The following is a 24,745-nucleotide window of genomic DNA, read 5'->3' on the forward strand; positions in this document are numbered from 1 at the left end:
CCTGTTCTTGCATTAAAAATAACAATATAGGTTCATCATGTCAGTATTACATCGTATTGTGATTGTCGGTGGCGGCGCCGGCGGTCTGGAGCTTGCTACCCAACTCGGTCATCGTCTGGGTAAATCGGGCAAAGCACAGATTACTCTGGTCGATCAGAAACTGACCCATATCTGGAAACCGCTGCTACATGAAATTGCAGCCGGCACGCTCAATCCGCATCAGGAAGAAACCAACTATTTTGTGCATGCTGCCCAGCATCATTATCAGTTTACATTAGGCACACTGGTTGGCATTGACCGGACCCAGAAAAAAATCCAGCTGCAGGCACCGCAATTTTCCAAAAAAGAGCAGCCACCGAAGCAGATCGACGTAGACTATGACACGCTGGTGCTGGCGCTGGGCTCCACTTCCAATGACTTTAATACCGAAGGGGTGAAACAGCATTGTCATTTTCTGGACAGCCTGCCTCAGGCCACGGTGTTTCATCAGGACCTGCTGCACCTATATTTAGAAGCCCAAAATCAGCCGCAAAGCCGCGCCCTGAATATTGCCATTATCGGTGCCGGTGCCACCGGTGTTGAACTGGCGGCAGAGCTGTATCAAGCCAAACAGACCTTTGCCCAATATGGTTTAAACCGGATTGACCCGCAGCAGGTTCTGATTACGCTCATTGAAGCTGCCGACCGGATTTTGCCGGCCCTGTCACAGCAAATTTCCCGACATACTCAAGCCCAGCTGGAGCGCTTTGGCATTGAAGTGCTGACCCAGCATCGGGTGGCCAAGGTTGATGAAAAACAGGTTTATTTTGCTGCAGGTAATCCGCTAGAAGCAGAAATTAAAGTCTGGGCTGCCGGAATTCAGGCCCCGGAAATTTTTAAACAGTGGGATGATTTTGAAAAAGATCATCTGCACCGTTTAAAAGTCTATGCCACCTTACAGACTTATACCGACCCCAACATTTTTGCCTTTGGCGATTGTGCCCATTGCCAGCCCAAAGCCGATGAACCGGTGCTGGGTCCGCGTGCGCAGGTGGCCAGTCAGCAGGCCGGCTTTCTGGTTCGTTCCCTAACCCAGCACGTGAATGGGAAACCGCTACCGATGTTTAAGTTTTCCGACAAAGGCTCGCTGATTTCTTTAAGCCAGTATACTGCCGTGGGTGAATTACTCGGTCGGGTCAATGTACAGGGTATGGTCGCCAAGTCAATGTATGTGTCTTTATACCGGCTGCATCAGGCCACCATTCATGGCTATACCCATGCCGGGGTGCTGACCGCCAAAGACATGCTCGGCAGAAAAATTGGCCCTAAAATAAAATTGCATTGAAATTTTATCGACTGCCCCAATATCTGGGAAAATGTCATAAAAAAGCCAAATGTGAGTTTTTTGAGTAAAAGTATTCAACAAATTTGCCTTTTCACTTTATGATGTACCCTTAGAAAACTAAATGGATCTATAACATGACTGCTATTGCAAATGACCTCGTGGTTTCTTTCCACTACACATTGACTAACGCAGAGGGTGAAACTCTCGACCAATCTCAAGGTGAACCACTTGCCTATTTGCATGGTGCGGGTAACATCATCCCTGGTCTTGAAAAAGCCCTAGAAGGTAAAACCGTGGGTGAAAAATTCACTGTAAACGTACCTGCTGCTGAAGGTTATGGCGAATACAACCCTGACCTGGTTCAAGAAGTTCCAGCGCAAATGTTCCAAGGCGTAGACAGCATTCAGCCTGGCATGCAGTTCCAAGCACAAACTGATGATGGCGTACAGATCGTAACGGTTAAAGCAGTTGAAGGCGAAAACGTAATCGTTGATGCAAACTTCCCGCTTGCTGGTCAAGACCTGACTTTTGAAGTTGAAATCGTAGAAATCCGTGAAGCGACTCAAGAAGAGTTAGACCACGGTCACGTACACGGTGTTGGCGGTCATCACCACTAATCTTGTGACAAGATGGAAAAGGCAAAGTCTGACTTTGCCTTTTTTTATGCCTGAATTTTAGTGGGTGAATAAACCATCACGATGCTGATTCGCCCGCTGCAGACAAGGCTTGGGCCAGATTGTGTTTGGCCTGTGCTTCATAATGCTGCTGGAAATACCGGGTCTGATATAGCGGTTGCATCTGATAAAACTGCATCAATACCGCACGGCGCTTGGGCTGATAAAGCTGCTGCTCAACCAAGGCATATTCCTGACGAATCTGTTGCTGATATTCAGCAAAACGTACTGGCGGCGCAGCCAGAATTGCCAGATCAATATCCAGCAAGGCATTTAAATCTGGCTCATCACTAGGCTGATGCTGCCGGGTCGCGAGAATCCAGCGGCTCACGGTTTCCAGTTGTGCTGCCGTTAAAAAATCTGCACATAACTGCTGGCACAATGTCGCACTTTGTGCTTCATTGTCCTGCGCTTTAGGATGATAGACCGCATCATGAAACCATAACGCCAGCTCGACCAGCGATGCTTGCTGCAACTGTGTGCGAATCTGATCGAAATGCTGTAGACATTCCAGAATATGCTGCACGCCATGATAGTGCCGCTGCGGCTCACTATAGGCCGCCAGCAGCCGCGCATACAGCTGCTGCGTCTGGCAGCGATTCAGCGAAAACTGCTGAGCGCAGCGTTGCCAATACAACTGAAAATCAGCAAGTTCTGATTGCATGGCACGCACTCCCCTGTTTATGCGGCTTGCTCATCTCGCTTAAACACCAGCTCACCTTTTAGGGAGCTGTCAGCATCGAAATAATAGCCATCGCTATTAAAGCCTTTTAAATCTTCAGCACGTTCAATTTTATTTTCGATGATATAGCGCGCCATCAAACCACGGGCTTTTTTGGCATAGAAGCTGATGACTTTATATTTGCCATTTTTCTGGTCTAAAAATACCGGCTTGATGATTTCTGCCTGAATCTTGCTTTCTTTCACCGATTTATAATATTCATCCGAAGCGATATTCACCAGCAATTCAGACTTGGCCGCAGCCAGATCTTCATTGATCAGATCAGTAATGATGGTGCCCCAGAATTCATACAAATTGCTGCCACGCGGATTTTTCAGCTTGGTGCCCATTTCCAGACGATACGGCATCATTAAATCCAGCGGGCGCAATAAGCCATACAGACCTGATAACATGCGCAAATGCTGCTGTGCATAATCAATGTCCTGATCCTTCAGGCTATAGGCATCCAGACCGGTATAGACATCGCCTTTAAAGGCAAACAGCGCCTGACGCGCATTGGAAAAATCAAAATCGGCCTGCCAGTCGCGGAAGCGTTCTACGTTTAAATTGGCGATTTTTTCGCTCACACTCATTAAATTGGCGATTTCTGAAGCAGATAGCGTACGACTAACGTCGATAAGTTCTTGTGAATGCGCTAATAGTCTTGGTAAGGTGTGGCTGTCGGTGGGTAATGCAGATTCATAATCTAAAGTCTTAGCAGGAGAAATTAAGGCGAGCATACACATCCTGATCAAAAAGTGGTTAAAAAATAATTAATCAAACTATAACAGTCAGCTTATTTTAATGCCAATCTGTGTTTTTCCTAAACATAATCGGTAAAATAATCGATTCTCCTGCCATTATTCGATTATCTTATGTCCGAGCAAATTTTCATTCCAGGTCCTGTGGGTCGAATTGAAGTTTTCGTAGATTATCCACAGGGTGAAGTGAAAGGATTCGCGGTTGTCAGCCACCCCCATCCATTGCAAGGCGGCACCCCGCAACACAAAGTTCCTGCATTATTAGCACAAATGTACCTAGAGCGCGGCTGCGTGGTATATCGCCCAAGCTTCCGCGGTTCAGGCCAGAGTGAAGGTGTGCATGATGAAGGCTTTGGCGAAACGGATGATATTCTAGAAGTCATCAAATATGCGCGCAGCCAGCACATTGGCCTGCCGTTCTATGCCGGCGGTTTCAGCTTTGGTGCGCATGTGATGGCAAAGAGTTATGCAGCGCTACCGGTTGAATTACAGCCAAAACAGACCATTTTATGCGGCCTCCCAACTGCGACAGTAGCTGGTGTACGTCATTATGTAACCCCTGAAATTAAAGGTGACATCCTGTTTATTCATGGCGAAGCCGATGATGTGACCCTGCTCTCGGACATGATTACTTGGGCCAAACCACAGCGTCATCTGGTTACCATTTTACCGGGCGCCAACCATTTCTTTACCGGCTATTTAAAACAGCTGCGGATTGCAATTACCCGCTTCCTGGCCTTAGGCTAAAAACAAAAAACCCATCTGCTGATGGGTTTTTTTATGGGGGGGGGAGATCAGTGACGGTACTGTTAATTTTAAAATGGATACAGACGAAATAGCTTCGCGATTTCCTTCTGGAATTGTTTTAATTTTTCCATTCAAAGGCCGTAAAGTTTTCATCCTGTTTTAAGGTCTGCTCGACCGCCTGGGCCAGCTGATTTAGCAGGCTTTGCGATTCAATCCGGTCAAACCAGTCCTGCTCTTCTTCCGGATAAGACAGGATTTCACACACCAGTCGTCCTTCGGCATCGCGGCTTTCACAGCTCACGCTTAAGGGCAAAGGATGCTCTTCCACACTAACCGCAATTTGTGCGCCACTTTGCGGCAGGGTTTCAAAGCCGTGCTGGTTTAACTGTCGGGCCAGCAAATCTGCCACATAGTTCTGGGCAATCTTACAGTCCTGTAATTCGGCCTTGTTATCACATTGTGCGGTAAACTGGAGTGTTTTCATAAACGACCCTACTGCTGTTCTTGTTGTATTTTTAGCATAAGCAATATAAAGCAAACAGCCAAGCAAAAGCTTGGCTGTTTTGGGTTATTTTTCTCTTTATTCGGTCACTTCAATCTGCAGACCGGCCTGAGCGGTCAATTGGGTAAAGGTCGGGAAGCTGGTCGCGACCGTTTCTGTACCCACAATTTTAATTACTTCCGAGTTACGTAAACCGGCAATCGAGAAGCTCATGGCAATACGGTGGTCATGATGTGACTCAATTTCACCGCCGGTGAACACAGGCGACCAGTCACCTGCTTTGCCCTTGCCTTCAATGATGATGCCATCTTCAGTTGGGGTACAGTCAATGCCCATGGTTTTCAAGCCATCTGCCATCACCTGAATCCGGTCAGATTCTTTGACGCGAAGTTCAGCTGCACCAGTCAATACAGTCTGACCTTCCGCACAGGCTGCTGCAATAAACAGCGCCGGGAATTCATCAATCGCCAGTGGCACCTGATCTTCCGGAATATGAATGCCTTTTAAGGTACGGCTGCCCTGAATACGAATGTCGGCAATCGGTTCACCACCGGCAATACGCTCGTTGGATACAGTAATATCTGCACCCATTTGTTTGAGGATTTCAATCACGCCAGTACGGGTCGGGTTAATGCCCACAGCTTCTAAAGTGACATCGGCATTTTCAGTAATGGCCGCGCCCACCATAAAGAACGCTGCAGATGAAATATCTGAAGGCACCTGAATATTGGTTCCCACCAGTTTACCGCCGCCTTGCAGGGAAATACGGTTACCTTCGGTTTTCACTTCATAACCAAAAGCACGCAGCATACGCTCGGTATGGTCGCGGGTTGGTTCCGGTTCAGTTACTGCAGTTTCACCTTCGGCCCACAAACTGGCCAGTAAAATTCCTGATTTCACCTGTGCCGAGGCCATTGGTAAATCGTACTGAATGCCTTTTAACTGCTGGCTGCCCGTAATTGACACCGGTGGCGTACCACGCTCACCTGTGGTCTGGATTTGCGCCCCCATTTCACGTAATGGCTTGGCAATACGCTCCATTGGACGCTTGGACAAGGATGCATCACCGGTCATCACCGAATCAAAGGTCTGCGCCGATAACATGCCTGACAGCAAACGCATGGAGGTGCCAGAGTTCCCCATATACAGTGCACCGGCTGGAGCTTTGAGGCCCTGCATACCAACACCATGAATGGTCACTTCACCATTTTTCGGGCCTTCAATACTGACACCCATATCGCGAAAAGCCTGCAAGGTCGCCAGCGCATCTTCACCTTCCAAAAAGCCGGTGACATGGGTGGTGCCTTCTGCAATCGCACCAAACATGATTGAACGATGTGACACAGATTTATCACCTGGCACAGTAAATTTACCCTGGAAATTTTTAGAGCCCGGTAAAATCGTAAATTGTTGTGTCACTTTATTGTTCTCCATCAACGGTTTTTTGGCCAGCATATGATTAAAATGCTGACGCGCTGCTTGAGCATGTCCCAGCAGGCCCATTAAAGCCTGCGAGTTTTCCTGTTCGATCAGCTGGCGCAAGATTGCCAGCTGTTGTTCAAAGCCATCGACTGCATTCAAAATTGCCTTTTTATTGGCAAAGAAGATGTCGTGCCACATTTGTGGATCACTGGCTGCAATTCGCGAGAAATCACGAAAGCCGCCTGCAGCATAGCGAAAAATATCTAAATTGTCTTCCCTGTTGGCCAGTTGCTCCACCAGGTTAAATGCCATTAAATGCGGAAGATGACTGGTATGTGCCAGCACTTCATCGTGCTTGTCCACATCCATACAGATCACTTCCGCTTTGGCTGCTTCCCACAGTTGAATCAGTTTATTGACCGCCCAATCCGCACTGGTCGGTAATGGAGTCAAAATCACTTTATGATTGGCGAATAAATCGACCTTACCGGCATGGACCCCGGTATGCTCGGCTCCAGCAATCGGATGCCCCGGCACAAAACCGGCAGGCAGCTGCTCACCAAAAACTGCTTTGGCTGCATCGACCACATTGCCTTTGGTGCTGCCGACATCGGTCAGGATTGCATCAGGTTTTAAATACGGTTTAATCTGCTGCAATACATATTCGGTGGCACGTACCGGCAAGGCCAGCACCACCAGATCAGCATCTTTCACCGCCTCGACCGGATCGCTATAACCGGCAGCAATTAAACCCAAGGCTTTGGCATCTTCTAGCGTTTTTTGCGAACGGGTCGATGCCACTACCTCATGAGCCAGCTGTTCAGCCTGAATCACACGCGCCAGACTTGAGCCAATCAGCCCAAGTCCAATAAAAGCGACTTTTTCAAACAGGGGTTGCGTCATGGCTTATGCCTTTGCGTCCAGACCTAACACCTTCGCCAGTGCAGTCAGGAATTTGGCATTTTCTACTTCTGTTCCAATCGATACACGAAGATGGTTTGGAATACCAACCGGACGTACAATCACACCTTCTTTAAGCAAGGCATTAAAGGTTTGTGCCGGATCAGCCTGTACATCAACCAGAATAAAGTTGGCACGTGAAGGCACATAGTTCAGGCCCAGTGCCTTAAAGCCCGCTTCCAGCTGCGCCATACCAGCCTTGTTCACTTCACGTGATTTTTCGATAAAGGCTTCATCTTTCAGCGCTGCTACAGCTGCCACCATAGCTAAATGGTTCACGTTAAATGGCTGACGGATACGGTTTAAATAGTCAGTCACCTGTACAGAGGCCAGAGCAAAACCAACTCGTAGCGCTGCCAGACCATAGCACTTCGATAAAGTACGGCTAACAATCAGGTTTGGATACTGATCCAGATATTTCAGGCTGTTGAAGTTTTCCGGGAAGTATTCCACATAGGCTTCATCCAGTACCACAATTACATTGGCCGGTACTTTCTGCATGAAGGCTTCAAATTCAGCTTCTTCAAACCAGGTGCCAGTCGGGTTATTCGGATTGGCAATGAACACCAGCTTGGTGTTGGCCTGAATAGCCGCAGCCATCGCATCTAAATCGTGCGAGAAACCTTTGGCTGGCACTTCAATGGCCTGCGCATTAATGGCCTGAGTCACCAGCGCATAAACCGCAAAGGCGTGCTGGCTATATACGATTGAGTCCTGCTCGGACACAAAAGCGCGGGCAAACATTTCCAGCAGGTCATTTGAACCATTACCCAAAGTAATCCGTTCATGACCAAAACCAAACTGCGCTTCAATCTGATCTTTTAAAATAAAACCACCACCATCTGGATAACGACCAATTTCTGCCAGCTCGGCAGCCACGGCCTCTTTGACTTTGTCTGAACAGCCCAACGGGTTTTCATTGGATGCCAATTTCACAATATCGGTAATACCCAATTCGCGCTCAAGTTCACTGATCGGCTTACCTGGTTGATATGGCTTTAACTTAGAGATGCCTTCATTGGCTGGGACAAACGACATTTTTTACTTCCAGATTTACAGGTGAAAAGCAGCCGCATGCAGCGCACACGGCCACCAGAGAATTTTATAAAACTGCCGCCGGATAAGAGCCGAGTACACGGACTTCTTTCACCAATGGACGGATTTCTTCAATCGCAGCTTTAACATTGTCTTGCTCAATATGACCTTCCAGATCAATAAAGAACACATAGGCCCATTTTTCAGGTAAAGCCGGACGGGTTTCAATACTGGTTAGACTAATGTTGTGTTTGGCAAATGGCGCCAGAATTTCCAGCAAGGCACCGGCACGGTCATGTGCAGATACCAGCAATGAAGTTTTGTCATTGCCGCTTTGTGGCACTTTCTCACGGCCAATCACCAGGAAGCGCGTGGTGTTTTCCGGGTTGTCTTCGATATTGCTGTGCATGATTTCAAGATCATAAATGGTTGCCGCAATTTCAGATGCAATGGCCGCAGAATGCCATTCATTGCGAATACGGCGCGCTGCTTCACCATTGGAACTTAAAGCCACACGCTCCACCCCAGGATAATGCGCATCTAGCCATTTACGGCACTGTGCCAGCGTTTGCTGGTGGGCATAAATCTGTTTAATGCTATCTTTACGGGTATTTGCAGAAATCAGGAACTGATGGTGAATCGGCAATTCAACTTCGCCAATCACATTCAAATTCGAAGTTTTAAAGCAGTCTAAGGTATGGTTCACCACCCCTTCAGAGGAGTTTTCTACCGGTACCAGACCATAATGCGCACTGCCCGCTTCCACTTCACGGAAGACTTCATCAATGGTTTGTAAAGGGCGCACCAGGGCATCATGACCGAAATGCTTGAGTACCGCAGAATGGGTATAAGTCCCAACAGGCCCCAGGAAGGCAATACTTTGTGGTGCTTCCAGTGCCAGACAGGCCGACATGATTTCACGGAATAAACGCGCCATGGTCTGATCCGACAATGGGCCTTCATTACGATCCATAACATTACGTAAAACTTGTGCTTCACGTTCCGGACGGTAAAACAGCGGATTCTCTTCAGCGGCAAATTTGGCTTTGGCCACCGCTTCTGCCAATCGTGCGCGACGGTTAATCAATTGTTGAATCTGCATGTCTACAGAGTCAATTTCCTCACGAATATTGTTCAGGTCAAGAGAAGTCGTTGTGTTTTGATCGTCGTTGATCATTGTTATGTCGCCCTTCATAAACGGTATGCAAACAGTATAACAATAGTTAGCTTTCAAATGTTGCGCAATACAACTTTGATTGATTCAGTCTTAAAAACAAACAGTTGGTTAAACTCTCTGCAACTTGTGAAACTGTTTATCAATTGAGCAGCTAAAGCTCATGAATAATTCTGAACAAGTCACGACGCTTTGCCTGTTTTTCCATCCAGAGTGTAGCGAATTTAAGCAGATGAAATAGGGTCTTTTTCCAATCAGCCGATAGCTTTTGCATCTGAATTCGATAAATAGTGATAGGATTTTGCAAGTTTATTGCGTAAACTGAACAGGCGTCATAATTACTTACATAGAAAATTACGCCCATAAATATTGAATAAAATTCCAGAAATTTTAACTTGAAAAAGAAATAAGAAAACTGGTTACAAAGCAGCAATGAAATTTTGCTTTTTCCCCTTTACTCTTTTATTTAAAGCAATTCGGAGAATAATAATGTCAAAAAGAATCGCGGTGCTGATTACCCATGATTATGAAGATGCAGACTATCCAGAATTGATCCACGCCTTCCGTGCAGCGCGGCATAGCGTGGTAAATGTTGAAAACAAGGCCGGCAATATTATCTATGGTTATCAACGGCGCAGCTCGGTAACCATCGACCAAAGTATAGATGATGTGACCATTCATGATTTTGATGCGCTGCTGATTCCCGGCGGCCAATCTCCGGCACAACTGCGTGATGATTTACGTTTTGTCGATTTTGTCCGAAACTTTGCCAATGCCCAGAAACCAATTATGAGTACCTGTCATGGTCCGCAACTGCTGATTCATGCCAGCGTGGTCAAAGGCCGGCGCATGACCAGCATTGCCCCGGTGATGCTGGAACTGATGGATGCCGGCGCCGTGTATTTTGATGAGGCGGTGGTAAATGACAATAACCTTTATATTTCCTCACGCTCACCAGCAGACCTGCCGATTTTTATTCGGGAAAGTCTGCATGTACTCAGCCTGCACTAAAAAGCATGCTCAGAAATATACCCACAAAAAACACCCGCCCAGTCCATGCTGGGCGGGTGTTTTCATTTGCTCTGATGTACAGGACTTAACGGCCCAATAAACCGCGCGCCACAATCTCTTTCATAATTTCATTGGTGCCGCCATAAATCCGCTGGATACGGGCATCGACAAAGAAACGAGAAATTGGATATTCAGTCATATAACCATAACCACCAAACAGCTGCAGCAGCTGATCGGCCACTTTCATCTGCATATCGGTCGAGAAGCTTTTCAGTGCTGCTGCGGTTTCAACATCCAGTTTGCCCTGCATATACAGCTCGACATTCTGGTTGTAAAACGCAGCCGTGGCCAGCTCATCAATTTTGGTCTGCGCCAAAACAAAACGGCTGTTCTGGAACTGGCCAATTTTCTGACCAAAAGCCTGACGTTCCTGGACGTATTGCGTGGTGATGTCAATTGAACCGCGGATAGCGCCCAAGGCGGTGGCGGCAATCGCGGTCCGTTCACGTGGCAATTCCTGCATTAAATAGGCAAAGCCCTGTCCCGGCTGGCCCAGTAACTGTTCTTTGGGTACTTTCACGTTATCAAAGAACAATTCCGAGGTGTCCTGAGCGTGCAGGCCAATCTTGTCGAGGTTGGTGCCTTTTTTAAAGCCATCCAGATGGGTATCGACTAATAATAAAGACACGCCTTTGGCGCGTGCCTGCGGATCGGTCTTTACCGCCAGCACCACCAGATCGGCATGTTGACCATTGGAAATAAAGGTTTTAGAACCATTTAAAATATAATGATCATCCTGCAAAATGGCATGACTGCGCATGGCTTGCAGGTCAGAACCGGCACCCGGCTCGGTCATACCAATCGCACCGACCACTTCACCGCTAACCATTTTGGGTAGCCAGTACTGTTTCTGTTCTTCTGAACCAATATTTAAAATATACGGCGCAGCAATTTCTGAATGACAGGAAATACCGGTAGACAGTGCGCTATAACCAGCACGTGCCGATTCTTCCACCAGCATCAGCGAATAATGGGTCGGTACACCATAGCCGCCATACTGTTCCGGTACATCTACACATAAAAAGCCGTTTTCACCCAGCTGGTTCCAGACCGAGCGCGGCATAATTCCTTCCCGTTCCCACTGTTCATAATGCGGGGCAATCTGTTCGCTCATAAAGCGGCGGAAGTTGTCACGGAATAATTCTAAATCTGCATCATAAGCCAGCATAGTCCATCCTTGTAAGGTATACATTCTTGTTTTACATTCAGCCCCATGCTATGCATTTTTAAGCGTACTGTCATGGTCTCGCCCGGCTTTTTTATTGACTGCCAAGTAATAAAAAAAGGAAGCCGAAGCTTCCTTTAGTCACCGCCCTGCTGTTAAGCCGAAGCAGATTGCTGGCTTTGTTCTGCCATCTTGCGGTCAATTTCTTCCGGATTATTTAATGCATATTGCAGCTTTTCCTGATCCAGCTGACCGACCCACTTCGCTACAACAATGGTCGCCAATGAATTACCCACCAGATTGGTCAAGGCACGCGCTTCAGACATAAAGCGGTCAATACCCAGAATTAGCGCCAGACCGGCCACCGGAATATGCCCCACAGCCGCCAGTGTTGCCGCCATCACAATAAAGCCTGAACCGGTCACCCCTGCTGCGCCTTTAGAGGAAATCAACAGCACCAGCAATAAAGTAATCTGATGATGCAGTTCTAAAGGTGTATTGGTGGCCTGAGCAATAAAGATTGCGGCCATGGTCAAATAAATCGAAGTACCATCCAGGTTAAAGGAATAACCCGTTGGAATGACCAAACCCACCACCGATTTTTCACAGCCGGCAATTTCCAGTTTCTTCAACATGCGCGGTAATACCGATTCTGAAGATGAGGTCCCCAATACAATCAGTAATTCTTCGCGAATCATGCGGATCATTTTTACGATACTGAAACCGGTCATACGCGCAATACTGCCGAGTATGATAAAAATAAACAGCACACAGGTCAGGTAGAAGCAGATAATTAACTGCGCCAGTTGCGCCAGACTGCCAATCCCGTATTTACCAATGGTAAAGGCCATCGCACCGAAAGCACCAATTGGCGCAACTTTCATGATCATGTTCACAATGTTAAAGAACACATGCGAAATCTGATCAATTAGTTTCAAGACCGGCTTACCTGCTGGCCCTAAACGGTGTAAGGCAAAACCAAACAGAATGGCAAACATCAGCACCTGCAGGATTTCACCTTGGGCAAATGCACCGACCACGGTATTTGGAATGATATTTAACAGGAACTCGACTGTAGATTGTGCTTCACCAGTTTCTACATATTTGGAAATACCTGTGGTATCCAAAGAAGCTGGATCAACGTTCATGCCAACGCCTGGTTTCCAGACGTTAATCACCACCAGACCAATAATCAGGGCGATGGTAGAGACAATTTCAAAATACAGTAATGCCACGCCACCGGTTTTACCGACCGATTTCATGCTTTCCATTCCGGCAATACCACTCACCACGGTACAGAAAATCACCGGCGCAATAATCATTTTGATTAAACGGATGAAGCCATCACCTAAGGGTTTCAGCTGCTCACCCAGACCCGGAACATACTGTTCCACGCCATTAATAATTTGTGTGCCACTAGGAGAATAATGACCGACGAGAATACCTGCAATAATTGCAATAATCACCTGAAAATACAGGGATTTATAAATAGGTTGTTTGGCCATAACAGATCTACTTTTGTTCTTGTCCAGAGGACAAATACCCTTGATTTTTTACCCACGACCTGTTCTGCCTGTTTTTAAAACAACAGGCATACGCTGCCTTGAGCCATGGCTCAAAACATTCAACGCTTTATTTTCATCGGCAAAAGTCGGACTTACTTTGAGCCGCCAGAATCAACAGGCTCAAACGCAAAAGCGGCTTTTAGAACAGGAGATGAGTAAAAATAAAAAACAATATAAAACGCTGCGAATTTTACCTAAAATTCAAATGTAGTGCTGCTAAAAACAGCGAGAACTGGCGAACTTTAAAGCAGAAGCAGCTTAGACATTAGTCTAAATCCGAGCAAAGCATACGGTTTTTAAAAAGCCGCAAACATGTGTATATTGTGGGAAGCGACCGGCGCCATTTATTTGAGATTCAGGCAGTTACATGAGCACGAAAAGAAACATTTATAAAGACGTTGAACATCCTTTTGCCCAGTACGTACGTATTGTGGGAAAAGGCAAAAATGGTGCACGTTCCCTCACCTATGAAGAAGCCTATCAGGCCTTTTCCATGATCCTGAAACAGGAAGTACTCGATGTTCAGCTCGGTGCTTTTTTGATGCTGCTGCGGGTCAAGGAAGAATCGGTCGATGAACTGGCCGGCTTTGTTCAGGCCACCCGTGACCAGTTGCAGTTTAAAGCTTTAGATGTAGATCTGGACTGGTCCTCCTATGCCGGGAAACGCAAACATTATCCGTGGTTTTTACTGGCCGCGCTGACTCTGGCCAAACAGGGTTTTAATATTGTCATGCACGGCGCTGCTGGGCATACCATTAACCGGGTCTATACCGAACAGGTGCTGGAATACTTAGGCTATCCAATCTGCCAGTCAGATACGGAAGTCGAACAGCAATTACAGCAGCGTCATTTTGCCTATCTGCCTTTAGACGTGATTTCTCCGGTGCTGGCCGATTTGATTGCGCTACGGAATGTAATGGGCCTGCGTTCACCTATTCATACTCTTGCCCGGCTGATTAACCCCTTTAATGCCAAAGCCACGGTACAGGCCATTTTCCATCCGGCCTATCGCAGTTCCCATCAACAGTCGGCGTTTAAACTGGGCTATCTGAACAGTGCGGTGATTAAAGGTGAAGGCGGCGAGTTTGAACGGAATCCGGATGCCAAAACCTTAATTTGTGGCATTCGTAACGGCGAGCTGTATGAACATGAATTGCCAAAGCTCACCAACAACCGCAGCCCGATTGAAGAAGAACTGGACCTGGCGGTATTTAAAGCCGTCTGGGAAGGCCAGCAATCGCATGACTATGGTGAAGTGGCGGTGGTGGAAACCATGGGCATCGCGCTGTATACCATGGGCGTCTGCGACAGTTTTGCAGCAGCCATGGACAAAGCACAGCAATTCTGGGCTGCGCGTTTAAATGCTTAAGCCACAAAAGACTGCCAATAAAAAAGGTAAGCCGCGGCTTACCTTTTTTGCATGAATCCGTTTCCTTAAAGTTTAAATAAACTTGATCGGCTGGAAATCTTCATTTTTGTGATGATCATCATCACATTGTTCACCTTCTTCCTTGGTGCCACGGTCGATATAACCGCTACGTTCAGTTTCCGGTAAATGCTGGATTTCCCAGGCATACACGGCCTGCATACAAATTTCGCGCTGCTCTTTGGTCAACGCCACACCATTCGGCCATTTACCAATCTCTACCGCGGTTTTTAGACGACCAACAATTTCAGGATTGAGTACGGCCAGCATCTGTTCAATATTCATCATAAATCCTGCTGTTGCAAAGAATCAAAATCTTGGTTCCAGCCGAGCTTGGTACGACATGCCATATAGAAATCATAACCCGGTGGATGAAGTAGGTTTAACTTATAGGGATGCTTGCGGATATGCAAACTGTCCCCGACACTGAGTGAAACACTGTGCTGACCATCGGCACTTACCATTGGCAAGACACGGTTTTCACGAATCTGTATTTTAATTTCACTTTGTCCACCCACCACAATCGGGCGTGAAGACAAGGTATGCGGATGCATCGGCACCAGCACAATCGCATCCATACTCGGATGCACAATCGGGCCACCACCAGACAAGGCATAGGCGGTAGAACCAGTAGGCGTAGATACAATTAAACCATCACTGTGCTGACGATAAACATACTGACCATCAATATTCAGGTCAAAATCAATCATGTGTACCGATTTACCGGAATGCAGCACCACATCATTTAAAGCCACTGCTTCATAAATGACTTCACCTTTGGAGCGTACTTCCATTTCCAGCAGGAAACGGCGGTCCAGCTGAAACTCGCCTTTTAACACCTGATCCAGCTTGAAGATGACTTCCGTGGGTTTAATGTCGGTCAGGAAACCTAAACGGCCACGGTTTACCCCGATGACCGGCGTATTGTATTTGACCAGTGCGCGCGCTGCATGCAGCAACGAGCCATCACCGCCGACCACAATCACCAGATCAACCACTTCGCCCAGTAAGGCGCGGCTGACGGTTTGGGTGTTCGGATAAGGGACCAGTTCTGCTGTTTCTGCATCAAATACCGGATGCAGGCCTAAATTCAGCAGATGATCATGAATTAAACTGAGCGTTTCTACGACCGAAGTTTTGCCAGGACGTCCAATCAATCCGATATTACGAAAGTTCTTGTGTGAAATTTGCACCTACGACATCGCTCCGCTACGATCCGTTGACTATAATAGCACTAACCCGAATGTTTTAAAAAAACTTTAGAAATCTGAATCCAACCGTTTTTTCTCCTCGATTGGCCGCTTCATTCACAGATTAAATATTGCAAATTATGTAAAAGCTTCGCATGATTAGCCTAATTTCTTAGGGTTTTATTGCGATTTATGAAGTCTGAACGTGGCATAGGTATTATTGCACTTCTATTTTGTATACTGGTGATTGGGGCATTTCTGGCATTAAGTATCTACCTGATTCGATTAGATAATATTGTTAGAGATAAATTTGAAGGACAGCGCTGGGACATTCCAGCCAAGGTCTTTGCTCGTCCGCTGGAAATCTATACCAATGCACCGCTCAATAAAGCCGATTTCGTGCAGGAATTAAAACTTTTAGGCTATAAAAGCGCAGAAAGCTATAACAAAACCGGCAGCTATGTCGATGCGGGTGATACCTTGTTTGTACATACCCGCGGCTTCGATTTTGGTGAAAGTGTTGAACCGGAACAGGTACTCAAAGTCAGCTTTGCCAATAACCAGATTGCTGAAGTCAGTGCGACCAAACCATCGACCACCGGTATTGCCCGTTTAGAGCCCATGCTGATTGGCGGGATTTATCCGCAGCACAATGAAGACCGGGTGCTGATTAAACTGAACCGGGTGCCAAAACCGTTAATTGAAGCCTTAATTGCCACCGAAGACCGTAATTTCTATCTGCATCATGGCGTGTCGATTCGCGGGACTGCGCGTGCCATTGTCAGCAATATTACCGGCGGGAAACGTCAGGGCGGTTCGACCCTGACCCAGCAACTGGTGAAAAACTTTTATCTGACCCCGGAACGTACATTAAAGCGTAAAGCCAATGAAGCGCTGATGGCGATGCTAATTGAGCTGCATTATGACAAAGATGAAATTCTGGAAGCCTATTTAAATGAAGTGAACCTGGGTCAAAACGGCAACTATTCTATTAATGGTTACGGTCTGGCCTCACAGTTCTATTTTGGTCTGCCGCTGCGTGAACTGAATATTGCCCAGCAGGCTTTTCTGGTTGGTCTGGTGCAGGGACCGTCTTTATATAATCCATGGCGTAATCCGGAAGCAGCAGAAAAACGCCGTAATATTGTACTGAACAATATGCTGGTGATGGGCTATCTGACGCAGGAACAGTATGAAACCGAAACCGCGCGTCCGTTAAATGTGATTGCCAAACCGACCATGGGCCCTGCCCGCTTCCCGGATTTTCTGGACATTGTGCGTCGTCAGTTACGTGCTGAATATCAGGAAGGTGATCTGACCAATCAGGGACTACGGATTTTTACCACTTTAGACCCAATTGCACAGACCAAAGTACAAAGCGCATTTAAAGAATCAGTAAACCGTCTGGCCAATGCCAATCCGCGCCGTTTAAAAGATTTGCAAGGGGCGGTGCTGGTGTCCCATCCTGAAAATGGTGAACTGGTGGCTGCAGTCGGTTCTACCCAGGACTTTACCGGCTTTAACCGTGCGCTGGATGCCAAGCGTCAGGTCGGCTCGCTCTTGAAACCGGTCATCTATTTAAGCGCACTAGAATCGGGTCGCTATAACTGGGCCAGTCCGGTACAGGATACCGAAATCAGTATTCCATCTGCCGGCAAGTCATGGACACCGCGTAATTACAGCGGCAGCGAACATGGCGTAGTCCCGATGGCGCAAGCGCTGGCCAATTCCTATAACCTGTCGGCGGTACGTTTGGGTCAGGAATTTGGTCTATCGACCTTCCGTAACCATCTGATTAAATTTGGCGTCAGTAGCGAAAATATTCCACAGTATCCGTCCATTTATCTAGGCGCGGTCGATTTATCACCTATGCAGGTGATGAATATTTATGGCAACTTTGCCACCGGTGGGTTCCAGTATCCAACCAAAGCCATTCGCGCGGTGGTCGATTCTAATGGTCGTCTGCTCGAGCGTTATGGCCTGTCAGTACAGCAGACCATTGAACCGTCTGCGGCCTATATGCTGAATTATGGCCTGCAACAGGTAATGAGTGCAGGAACCGGACGTGCAGCCTATAACAGCCTGTCCAGCGATTTAAAACTGGCCGGTAAATCGGGCACCACCAATGATACCCGCGACTCCTGGTTTGCTGGTTATTCGGGTAACTATTTAAGCGTGGTCTGGTTAGGGCTGGATGATAACAAAGTCACCGGTTTGACAGGTTCATCGGGTGCCCTGCCGGTGTGGAGCAATGTGATGCGTCAGCTGCGCCAGAAGCCGGTGAATCTACGCCAGCCGGACAGCGTACAGTGGCACTGGATTGACCGTGACTCTGGTCACTTGTCGGCTCAAGGCTGTGCCGGTGCGATGTATATTCCGATTTATCGTAATCATGTGCCGCGTCAGGCCACCGCCTGTGGTTTACCGCATTATCAGGTTGAGCCGGTTTACAATCCGGATACCGAATATTACCAAGCTGTACCTGAAAGCAGTGACAGTATCGAGAATTATATCCAGGAAAGTGAAGCCGAGATGGAAAGACAACTTTCCGAAAATGATGCACGCATCATTTCAAGCGGCAGTTATACGCAATAAGTGGACCCTTAATTAAATGACCTTGAAATATCTGATCTTGGGGATGGGACTGGCTGGACTGGTGGGCTGTCAAAGCCTGCCGGAATCCAAGCCGGCACCGCAACCGGACCAAGAAAAAACGACTGAACGAAAAACCATTCGCACACCCACCGGCGTGGTGATTCATCCTTATGAACAGGAAGAAATTCAGCGCAAGAAATTACAGGTCGTGGTTCCTGAACAAAAAGTACAGCAGCGTTTTGAAGATGGCCGCTCTTTACCAGCGTTTAAGAAACTGATGCAGCAGACCCAGACGGCTTATCGTCAGGGACAATGGCCGCGTGCCGAAGCTGCCGCCTTACAGGCACAGCGTCTGGCACCGCAATCGGCTGAAACCTATATGTATTTAGGGCTGGTGGCGAACCAGAAAAAACAGCCGAAAAATGCAGAAGCCCTGGCCCGCCGTGGTCTGAGCTATGCACAAACACCGGCGATGAAACGCCAATTATGGCTGATTATTCAAAAAGCCGGCCAGCTACAAAACAATAGCCGTACCGTGCAACAGGCACAGCAAGCGCTGAAACAACTTTAGGCTGAAGCGCTATCCAACGCATCCATAAAGCGGATCCCAGCAATACCATAGGCATGGTGTTGCTGGGCCTGCGCCAAGTCCTGCCGATGCATCCCGCCTAAGGCAAACACCGGAATATCGACCTGTTTGGCCCAGTCCTGAAACTGTGCCCAGCCTAATGCCGGAGTATCCGGATGGCTGGCTGTTGGCAGCACCGGACTTAAAATTGCAGCATCACAGCCAATATTCTGCGCATGTTGTAACGATTCCAGATCATGACAAGCGGCAATATAACGCTGACCGGCCTGCAGGCTGCCCTTGTGCAATTGCATACATTGTTGCTGCTTTAAATGGATGGCAGCGACCGAGACCTGCTGCACGCTATTCAGCTGCTTCCACAGCTCCAGATTAACAATTAATGATTTTAAACAGCCAATATTCTGCTCAGCCAGTTCAATACTGCGTTCCGGTGCCGGCGCAACTCGCCAATACAGTAGTTGCTGGGTATCCGGGGTATCCAGACAGTTTAAGTCTTCACTAATTTTGATACATTCAGGCCAGTAGAGGCGTTGCAGCATACGCTGGTTGGCTTGCGGGAAATTCAAACGAGCCAAATCCTGCCGTTTATACCAGGTCCACGGTTGCTGGATGTCTGAGAGCAACGCCGCCGGCACAAAGGCATGGAACACATGCAAATTGACAATCACATCTTCATATTCATGCCGGATAAAATCAAACTCATGCCACTGGATCAGGTCAATGCCTACTTCTTCGCGCACTTCACGGCGACAGGCCTGCACTGGCGTTTCATGCTGCTCTACCTTGCCGCCGGGAAATTCGTGCTTATTGCCCTGATGCTGTTTGGCTTCGCGCCAGCCGACCAGGACCTGGGTCTGATGCAATAAAATCCCAATCGCGATATGTAGATGTGGCTTTGACATGAAACGTCCTGTTTTTGAAATATGAGCAAGTGTAAGCAAATTTATACTTTTTATAAATTCCCCAAATCAAGCGTTGACAGATATATTTGATAATGATTATCATTTATATCGTTCAACATACACCACGGAGTCGAAGGAATGAACGCACCATTTAGCCTGTTTAGCCGTAATGCAGATCAACAGCATGCCTTACCAATGTTACATTCTAATAACCTGTTTGCTCTCGGTCGTGAAATTCGCATCATGCATGCCGGAGAAGAATACCGCCTACGCCTTACCCGTAATAATCGCCTTATTCTCACCAAATAAGAAACATCTGAATAATAATAATCGTGGGAAGCAGCAGTATGAATCAGCGCATACTGCTTTTTAACTGCCCATGCGTATCTCAAGATTGAACTCAATGTTGTTATTTTCGATTTTGTTATTTTTGCTTCACACCGGGCAAACTCAGTTCCACCAGTAAACCGCCTAAAGCTGAACGGCTAAACTGCAATTGGCCCTGATGCAGGCTGATAATCTTTTTACAGATCGAAATACCAAGACCACTGCCTTGGGTTTGTGTGCCCAGCGCCCGATAAAAACGCTCACCCAGACGTTGTAACACCTCATCACTGATCTGTTGACCATTATTTTCAATACACAGCTGCACCTGTTCAGCATCACCATTGATACTGACCACCACCTCACTCTGTTGCGTGGCATAGCGGATGGCATTGTCGATCAGGTTACGGATACAGGTATATAGCAATTCCGGATTGGCCTGAATGATCGCCGGTTGTAGCTGCAAGCGCGGTTTAATCTGTTTTTCCAGACTAAACGGTGCCAAGGCCTCGAGCACATCCAGCACCAGCTTTTGTAAATCAACCTCGGTTATAGGCAAGTCTTGTAGATGTGCCGGGTCTAAACGCGCCAGTAATAGCAGATTCTCCAGTACCTGAGTGCCGCGGTTGACATCGCGTTGAATCTGGGCCAGATCTTCCGCTAATTGCGGCTGATCCTGATATTTGCGTTTTAACACCTGCAAGCGCATTTGAATGGCAGAAAGCGGCGAACGCAGTTCATGTGAGGCGTCAGAAGTAAAACGCTGCTCGGCTTCTAAAGAATGTTCCAGCCGGCTAAGCAAACGGTTTAACTGCTGCACCATCGGCTGTAATTCCAGCAATTCTGGCTGGGTACTTTGTACCGGACTCAGGTCCTGCACATGCTTTTGCGCAATTTGCGCAGACAAAGCCTGTAAAGAGCGGAACTGTTTACGAATAGCAAAATGTACAATGCCCCATTGAATCAGCCACAATAAAATTAAAATCGCGGCATAGCCCAGACCTGTGGCCCAGATTTCCTGGAAACGCACATTCATTTTCTGGGTCATCAGTACGCTTAAATCATCATCACTGGCCACATAAACACGCCATAAACGCTGATCCGCCCAGACAAAGGAAAACCCCTCTTCCTGCTGTGTGATTGTAGCTGGTGCTAAGGGAAAATCTTCCGTTTCGGTCAAGGTCTGCTGACCCAGTCGCAGCTGATAATGCATCTTGAACTGTTCAGTGAGTTCATCAACCTGCTCGCCAGCGCCACTGCTAATATCCTGCAATAACAGCATATCGGCCGCTTCATCCATGATTTCATCTTGCAGCTGCATGGTCTGATAAATTGACACGGCAAACAGCAGCACCAGTGCCAGCAGGCCGGCAATCATCGAACTCAGTACCGAGGTTTTGACCAGGGTTTTCTGTAAAGAAACCGCACCCGTTTGCTTCATTTACGCCTGTTCCTGCTGCATGCGATAGCCCAAACCGCGAATGGTTTTAATTAAATGGCTGCCAATTTTTTTACGCAGCTGATAAATAAACACTTCAATGGCATTGCTTTCAATTTCATCGCCCCAGGCATACAGCGATTCTTCCAGCTGCTCCCGGGTTACCACATGCTCGGGCTTTTGCATTAATTTATACAGAATCTGAAATTCCTTAGCGGTTAAATTCACCGCGTGGCCATCCTGGGTTAAGGTTTTGGCTTGAGTATCTAACAGCAGATTGGCAAAACGGATCTGATGATCGGGCTGAGTCTGCCGGGTGCGTAACTGGCTGCGCACCCGTGCTGACAGTTCTTCCAGACTAAAAGGCTTGACCAGATAGTCATTGGCGCCTAAATCCAGTCCATCGACCCGGTCCTGAATGCTGTCTTTGGCGGTAATAAAAATCACCGGGGTATCCAACTGTTTACGGCGCAAAGCGGTCAGAATTTCATCGCCGGTATTGCCCGGCAGGCCACGATCCAGCAGCACACAATCATAGTGATGCTGCTCAATGGCCAAAATGGCATGATTGCCACGCTCGACCCAATCGACGTTATAACCGTCCATTTCCAGCCAGGTTTTAATACTTTCTGCCTGAGAGGCGTCATCTTCTGCCAGTAAAATACGCATTGGTTCTACTCTAGCTTTTTTTACATCATGCCTGATTTTTCACAAGATTCAAAAAAACCACATGCATGGAGCCTGTGGTTTTGTGTGGAGCTGCAATCAATCTGATTAAAAGGTCGGCTTAGAAACGAACCTGCTCGACATCAATTTCAACACGTTTAGAAGGTTTATAATCAATGTCCACTTCACCGGTAATCACTACTGGAGTTTTGGCAGAAATCGCTTTACCATTCCACAGGTCATCATCAATATCTACTGTGATGGTGCCAGTGCTGTCACGGAACTGGTATTTTTCATCACCAATGGCTTTTACGATATAACCTTTCAGCTGGACATTGCTGTCATCTTTCATGGTTAACGCCTGTTTCACCGTGGTTGCTTGCGCCAATGCAGACTGGTTCACCGCGGTATCTGCAACAGCAAATGTAGTTGCGCCCACTAGACCTGCAGTTAAAAGTGCTTTTGAAAATAGGTTCATCTGTCTTTCCTCATTCAGTGTTGTTCGTTTCGATGTAGTCATTAAAACAAAGCAAGATGAGCTGAATCTTAAGATTTCCTCATATTCAAAAATTTTTCACTTTTTTGGGTTTTAGTTTAACGGTACCACCCGCAGTACTTCTTCCAAGGTGGTAATACCGGCCATGACTTTACGCGCCCCGGCAATCCGTAGTGGCTCGATGCCTTCTTTCTTGGCCTGCTGGCGTAACTGGGTCAGATCAGCATTGGCACCAATCAGCTGTTTGGTGTCCAGACTCAGCGGCATAAACTCATAAATCCCGATCCGGCCTTTATAACCGGTCTGACGGCAGGCTTCACAGCCCACCGGCTTATAAACTTTTTCCGGCATCTCCATGACATAGTCAAACGTCAGATGTTCCCATTCATTGGTATTAATCATGCCTTCCTGTTTGCAATGCGGACACAGCTTGCGCACCAGACGCTGCGCCAATACCCCCAGAATGGTGGCTGCAGTTAAAAAAGGCTGCACACCTAAATCATGCAAACGGGTCAGACTGGACGGCGCATCATTGGTATGCAAGGTCGATAACACCAGGTGACCGGTTAATGCCGCTTGAATGGCCATATTGGCCGTATCCTGATCACGAATCTCCCCGACCATAATAATATCCGGGTCCTGACGCATCAGCGCGCGCACGCCATCGGCAAAGCCCAGCTCAATGCCCTGATTGACCTGCATCTGGTTAAAGCTCGGTTCAATCATTTCAATCGGGTCTTCAATGGTACAGACATTGACTTCATCGGTGGCCAGCTGTTTCAGTGATGAATACAGCGTGGTGGTTTTACCCGAACCGGTCGGCCCGGTGACCAGAATAATGCCATGACTATGACCGGTCAGACTTTGCCAGCCCTGTAACAGACGTTCTTCAAAACCGAGCTGCTGGAAGCTGCGTACCAGCACTTCCGGGTCAAAAATACGCATCACCAGTTTTTCACCAAAAGCCGTCGGTAAAGTCGAAAGACGCAATTCGGTTTCCTGCCCTTTGGGAGTACGGGTTTTTAAACGGCCATCTTGGGGTTTGCGTTTTTCTGCCACATTCATGCGGCCGAGAATTTTAATCCGTGAAATGACCGCAGTTAAGGTATTGGCCGGCATGTTATAAATGGTATGTAGTACGCCATCAATCCGGAAACGGATTTTACCCTTGTCTTTACGTGGCTCCAGATGAATATCACTGGCGCCCTGTTCAAAAGCAAACTGCAGCACCCAGTCCACCAGTTTAACAATATGCTGGTCATTGGCATCGGGGTTTTGGGTATCGCCCAGCTGTAATAAGGCTTCGACACCTTTATTTTCACGGTCATGTGCTGCGGCTTTTTGTGAACCACTGACCGCACGACTGACCTGATAATATTCTACCAGATAACGCTGTAACTGCTCTGGACTCAGCAGCACGCGCTGGATTTTACGCGGCAATAAACTGTGTTCTAAATTGGCGACCCAATCGGTCATAAACGGCTGATCGGTGGCAATGAACACCGTATCGGGCTGAATCTCTACCGCCAGAATTTTATTGCGCAGGGCAAATTCCTGGGACATCACCGCGGTTAAAGCGGCCACATCGGCCTTTAACGGATCAATCACATAAAAAGGCAGCTCGGTCTTTTCTGCCAGCCACTGACATAAACGGTTCAGTGTCAATGTGGTTTGGGGATGTTGCTGATCGGTCAGGTTAAAATGCGCAATCCATTGCAACGGATGCCATTTCAGCTGCTCACGCTGGCGATGCGTGGTCTGTACCAGCATTTTATCGCGTTCGCTGATCCGGCCATCTTTTAATAATTGCTCTAAACACCAGGTGGTATCAATTTCAAAATTAAAATTCATTGTTTTTGTTCCCCCAACATCAGCACACTATAGCAGAGTTTATTTTTCCCGCCTGCCTTTGCCAGTGGAAAATCTGATGCAGATACGCATCAAGCGCAGCTCCTGCAAATTAAACATACAGTTCCGCATAGCAATCTTCACAGAATC

The 24,745-nt window shown here is 47.4% G+C and carries 24 protein-coding genes; 9 read left to right on the plus strand and 15 right to left on the minus strand.

Annotated elements, in window-relative coordinates:
* The first annotated feature begins 37 nt into the window (after window positions 1-37).
* A complete protein-coding gene (locus FTU54_RS00890) occupies window positions 38-1,324 on the plus strand; it encodes an NAD(P)/FAD-dependent oxidoreductase (protein ID WP_180074285.1) in 1,287 nt (428 codons plus the stop codon).
* Window positions 1,325-1,458: 134 nt separating this feature from the next.
* Window positions 1,459-1,941 (plus strand): peptidylprolyl isomerase, encoded by a 483-nt coding sequence (slyD, locus tag FTU54_RS00895; RefSeq protein WP_005178991.1) that lies wholly within the window; start codon window positions 1,459-1,461, stop codon window positions 1,939-1,941.
* 76 nt (window positions 1,942-2,017) lie between these two features.
* On the opposite strand, the gene FTU54_RS00900 is transcribed toward slyD, so the two are convergent.
* Both FTU54_RS00900 and yaaA read right to left on the minus strand, forming a co-directional pair.
* Entirely contained in the window at window positions 2,018-2,662 is a 645-nt protein-coding gene (locus FTU54_RS00900) for a metal-dependent hydrolase (RefSeq protein WP_180074287.1), read from the minus strand.
* Window positions 2,663-2,679: 17 nt separating this feature from the next.
* The gene (yaaA, locus tag FTU54_RS00905) at window positions 2,680-3,459 is read right to left on the minus strand and encodes a peroxide stress protein YaaA (protein ID WP_005178997.1); all 780 of its coding nucleotides are present in this window, start codon (window positions 3,457-3,459) and stop codon (window positions 2,680-2,682) included.
* A gap of 135 nt (window positions 3,460-3,594) precedes the next feature.
* Between yaaA and FTU54_RS00910 the strand changes: the two genes are divergently transcribed.
* On the plus strand, window positions 3,595-4,227 hold the full coding sequence (locus tag FTU54_RS00910) for an alpha/beta hydrolase (protein WP_005178998.1): 633 nt from the start codon (window positions 3,595-3,597) through the stop codon (window positions 4,225-4,227).
* A gap of 118 nt (window positions 4,228-4,345) precedes the next feature.
* Here FTU54_RS00910 and FTU54_RS00915 read toward each other — a convergent pair whose 3' ends face one another.
* From FTU54_RS00915 to pheA, 4 genes are all read right to left on the minus strand, one after another.
* Window positions 4,346-4,711, minus strand: a complete 366-nt coding sequence (locus FTU54_RS00915; protein ID WP_180074289.1) for a hypothetical protein — start codon at window positions 4,709-4,711, stop codon at window positions 4,346-4,348.
* Window positions 4,712-4,807: 96 nt separating this feature from the next.
* Window positions 4,808-7,054 carry a bifunctional prephenate dehydrogenase/3-phosphoshikimate 1-carboxyvinyltransferase gene (locus FTU54_RS00920; RefSeq protein WP_180074290.1) on the minus strand — a complete coding sequence of 749 codons (2,247 nt, stop codon included), beginning with the start codon at window positions 7,052-7,054 and terminating at the stop codon, window positions 4,808-4,810.
* Window positions 7,055-7,057: 3 nt separating this feature from the next.
* Window positions 7,058-8,149, minus strand: a complete 1,092-nt coding sequence (gene hisC / locus FTU54_RS00925) for a histidinol-phosphate transaminase (RefSeq protein ID WP_180074292.1) — start codon at window positions 8,147-8,149, stop codon at window positions 7,058-7,060.
* A gap of 64 nt (window positions 8,150-8,213) precedes the next feature.
* Window positions 8,214-9,323 carry a prephenate dehydratase gene (pheA, locus tag FTU54_RS00930; RefSeq protein WP_005179005.1) on the minus strand — a complete coding sequence of 370 codons (1,110 nt, stop codon included), beginning with the start codon at window positions 9,321-9,323 and terminating at the stop codon, window positions 8,214-8,216.
* Between the two features lie 486 nt (window positions 9,324-9,809).
* Here pheA and FTU54_RS00935 point away from each other — a divergent pair, with 486 nt between their 5' ends.
* The gene (locus FTU54_RS00935) at window positions 9,810-10,331 is read left to right on the plus strand and encodes a type 1 glutamine amidotransferase domain-containing protein (RefSeq protein ID WP_016659170.1); all 522 of its coding nucleotides are present in this window, start codon (window positions 9,810-9,812) and stop codon (window positions 10,329-10,331) included.
* Between the two features lie 85 nt (window positions 10,332-10,416).
* On the opposite strand, the gene FTU54_RS00940 is transcribed toward FTU54_RS00935, so the two are convergent.
* Both FTU54_RS00940 and FTU54_RS00945 read right to left on the minus strand, forming a co-directional pair.
* Entirely contained in the window at window positions 10,417-11,559 is a 1,143-nt protein-coding gene (locus tag FTU54_RS00940; RefSeq protein WP_005179008.1) for an acyl-CoA dehydrogenase family protein, read from the minus strand.
* 152 nt (window positions 11,560-11,711) lie between these two features.
* On the minus strand, window positions 11,712-13,061 hold the full coding sequence (locus tag FTU54_RS00945) for a dicarboxylate/amino acid:cation symporter (RefSeq protein ID WP_045794853.1): 1,350 nt from the start codon (window positions 13,059-13,061) through the stop codon (window positions 11,712-11,714).
* Window positions 13,062-13,101: 40 nt separating this feature from the next.
* Between FTU54_RS00945 and FTU54_RS00950 the strand changes: the two genes are divergently transcribed.
* Window positions 13,102-13,332: a hypothetical protein gene (locus FTU54_RS00950; RefSeq protein ID WP_163170260.1), complete on the plus strand. Its 231-nt coding sequence runs from the start codon at window positions 13,102-13,104 to the stop codon at window positions 13,330-13,332.
* Window positions 13,333-13,488: 156 nt separating this feature from the next.
* Window positions 13,489-14,490, plus strand: a complete 1,002-nt coding sequence (locus FTU54_RS00955) for a glycosyl transferase family protein (RefSeq protein WP_171431737.1) — start codon at window positions 13,489-13,491, stop codon at window positions 14,488-14,490.
* 72 nt (window positions 14,491-14,562) lie between these two features.
* Here FTU54_RS00955 and FTU54_RS00960 read toward each other — a convergent pair whose 3' ends face one another.
* Window positions 14,563-14,832, minus strand: a complete 270-nt coding sequence (locus FTU54_RS00960; protein ID WP_005179016.1) for a YeaC family protein — start codon at window positions 14,830-14,832, stop codon at window positions 14,563-14,565.
* Window positions 14,832-15,740, minus strand: coding sequence for an NAD(+) kinase (locus tag FTU54_RS00965; protein ID WP_005179018.1), 909 nt, complete (start codon window positions 15,738-15,740; stop codon window positions 14,832-14,834). Before FTU54_RS00965 ends, FTU54_RS00960 begins: the two co-directional genes overlap by 1 nt.
* A 189-nt stretch (window positions 15,741-15,929) precedes the next feature.
* Here FTU54_RS00965 and mrcB point away from each other — a divergent pair, with 189 nt between their 5' ends.
* On the plus strand, window positions 15,930-18,332 hold the full coding sequence (gene mrcB / locus FTU54_RS00970; protein ID WP_104472396.1) for a penicillin-binding protein 1B: 2,403 nt from the start codon (window positions 15,930-15,932) through the stop codon (window positions 18,330-18,332).
* A 16-nt stretch (window positions 18,333-18,348) separates the two neighbouring features.
* Window positions 18,349-18,903 carry a tetratricopeptide repeat protein gene (locus FTU54_RS00975; RefSeq protein WP_180074294.1) on the plus strand — a complete coding sequence of 185 codons (555 nt, stop codon included), beginning with the start codon at window positions 18,349-18,351 and terminating at the stop codon, window positions 18,901-18,903.
* Here the strand turns inward: FTU54_RS00975 and FTU54_RS00980 are convergent.
* Window positions 18,900-19,823 carry a thiamine phosphate synthase gene (locus FTU54_RS00980; protein ID WP_180074296.1) on the minus strand — a complete coding sequence of 308 codons (924 nt, stop codon included), beginning with the start codon at window positions 19,821-19,823 and terminating at the stop codon, window positions 18,900-18,902. The genes FTU54_RS00975 and FTU54_RS00980 overlap by 4 nt on opposite strands.
* A gap of 138 nt (window positions 19,824-19,961) precedes the next feature.
* On the opposite strand from FTU54_RS00980, the gene hemP reads away from it, so the two are divergent.
* Window positions 19,962-20,132 carry a hemin uptake protein HemP gene (gene hemP / locus FTU54_RS00985; protein WP_016659175.1) on the plus strand — a complete coding sequence of 57 codons (171 nt, stop codon included), beginning with the start codon at window positions 19,962-19,964 and terminating at the stop codon, window positions 20,130-20,132.
* A gap of 115 nt (window positions 20,133-20,247) precedes the next feature.
* On the opposite strand, the gene FTU54_RS00990 is transcribed toward hemP, so the two are convergent.
* From FTU54_RS00990 to FTU54_RS01005, 4 genes are all read right to left on the minus strand, one after another.
* Window positions 20,248-21,588 carry a HAMP domain-containing sensor histidine kinase gene (locus tag FTU54_RS00990; protein ID WP_180074298.1) on the minus strand — a complete coding sequence of 447 codons (1,341 nt, stop codon included), beginning with the start codon at window positions 21,586-21,588 and terminating at the stop codon, window positions 20,248-20,250.
* On the minus strand, window positions 21,589-22,254 hold the full coding sequence (locus FTU54_RS00995) for a response regulator transcription factor (protein ID WP_005179040.1): 666 nt from the start codon (window positions 22,252-22,254) through the stop codon (window positions 21,589-21,591).
* Window positions 22,255-22,372: 118 nt separating this feature from the next.
* Window positions 22,373-22,729, minus strand: a complete 357-nt coding sequence (locus FTU54_RS01000) for a NirD/YgiW/YdeI family stress tolerance protein (RefSeq protein ID WP_005179042.1) — start codon at window positions 22,727-22,729, stop codon at window positions 22,373-22,375.
* A gap of 111 nt (window positions 22,730-22,840) precedes the next feature.
* Window positions 22,841-24,598: a GspE/PulE family protein gene (locus tag FTU54_RS01005; RefSeq protein WP_168414882.1), complete on the minus strand. Its 1,758-nt coding sequence runs from the start codon at window positions 24,596-24,598 to the stop codon at window positions 22,841-22,843.
* Window positions 24,599-24,745 lie beyond the last annotated feature (147 nt).

Source organism: Acinetobacter sp. YH12116 (assembly GCF_013418895.1).
Lineage (GTDB): Bacteria > Pseudomonadota > Gammaproteobacteria > Pseudomonadales > Moraxellaceae > Acinetobacter > Acinetobacter indicus.

Excerpts from the sequence above, each read along its gene's own strand:
- FTU54_RS00890 (WP_180074285.1), top strand. The coding sequence starts at position 38 with ATGTCAGTATTACATCGTATTGTGATTGTCGGTGGCGGCGCCGGCGGT.
- slyD (WP_005178991.1), top strand. The coding sequence starts at position 1,459 with ATGACTGCTATTGCAAATGACCTCGTGGTTTCTTTCCACTACACATTG.
- FTU54_RS00900 (WP_180074287.1), bottom strand. The coding sequence starts at position 2,662 with ATGCAATCAGAACTTGCTGATTTTCAGTTGTATTGGCAACGCTGCGCT.
- yaaA (WP_005178997.1), bottom strand. The coding sequence starts at position 3,459 with ATGCTCGCCTTAATTTCTCCTGCTAAGACTTTAGATTATGAATCTGCA.
- FTU54_RS00910 (WP_005178998.1), top strand. The coding sequence starts at position 3,595 with ATGTCCGAGCAAATTTTCATTCCAGGTCCTGTGGGTCGAATTGAAGTT.
- FTU54_RS00915 (WP_180074289.1), bottom strand. The coding sequence starts at position 4,711 with ATGAAAACACTCCAGTTTACCGCACAATGTGATAACAAGGCCGAATTA.
- FTU54_RS00920 (WP_180074290.1), bottom strand. The coding sequence starts at position 7,054 with ATGACGCAACCCCTGTTTGAAAAAGTCGCTTTTATTGGACTTGGGCTG.
- hisC (WP_180074292.1), bottom strand. The coding sequence starts at position 8,149 with ATGTCGTTTGTCCCAGCCAATGAAGGCATCTCTAAGTTAAAGCCATAT.
- pheA (WP_005179005.1), bottom strand. The coding sequence starts at position 9,323 with ATGATCAACGACGATCAAAACACAACGACTTCTCTTGACCTGAACAAT.
- FTU54_RS00935 (WP_016659170.1), top strand. The coding sequence starts at position 9,810 with ATGTCAAAAAGAATCGCGGTGCTGATTACCCATGATTATGAAGATGCA.
- FTU54_RS00940 (WP_005179008.1), bottom strand. The coding sequence starts at position 11,559 with ATGCTGGCTTATGATGCAGATTTAGAATTATTCCGTGACAACTTCCGC.
- FTU54_RS00945 (WP_045794853.1), bottom strand. The coding sequence starts at position 13,061 with ATGGCCAAACAACCTATTTATAAATCCCTGTATTTTCAGGTGATTATT.
- FTU54_RS00955 (WP_171431737.1), top strand. The coding sequence starts at position 13,489 with ATGAGCACGAAAAGAAACATTTATAAAGACGTTGAACATCCTTTTGCC.
- FTU54_RS00960 (WP_005179016.1), bottom strand. The coding sequence starts at position 14,832 with ATGAATATTGAACAGATGCTGGCCGTACTCAATCCTGAAATTGTTGGT.
- mrcB (WP_104472396.1), top strand. The coding sequence starts at position 15,930 with ATGAAGTCTGAACGTGGCATAGGTATTATTGCACTTCTATTTTGTATA.
- FTU54_RS00975 (WP_180074294.1), top strand. The coding sequence starts at position 18,349 with ATGACCTTGAAATATCTGATCTTGGGGATGGGACTGGCTGGACTGGTG.
- FTU54_RS00980 (WP_180074296.1), bottom strand. The coding sequence starts at position 19,823 with ATGTCAAAGCCACATCTACATATCGCGATTGGGATTTTATTGCATCAG.
- hemP (WP_016659175.1), top strand. The coding sequence starts at position 19,962 with ATGAACGCACCATTTAGCCTGTTTAGCCGTAATGCAGATCAACAGCAT.
- FTU54_RS00990 (WP_180074298.1), bottom strand. The coding sequence starts at position 21,588 with ATGAAGCAAACGGGTGCGGTTTCTTTACAGAAAACCCTGGTCAAAACC.
- FTU54_RS00995 (WP_005179040.1), bottom strand. The coding sequence starts at position 22,254 with ATGCGTATTTTACTGGCAGAAGATGACGCCTCTCAGGCAGAAAGTATT.
- FTU54_RS01000 (WP_005179042.1), bottom strand. The coding sequence starts at position 22,729 with ATGAACCTATTTTCAAAAGCACTTTTAACTGCAGGTCTAGTGGGCGCA.
- FTU54_RS01005 (WP_168414882.1), bottom strand. The coding sequence starts at position 24,598 with ATGAATTTTAATTTTGAAATTGATACCACCTGGTGTTTAGAGCAATTA.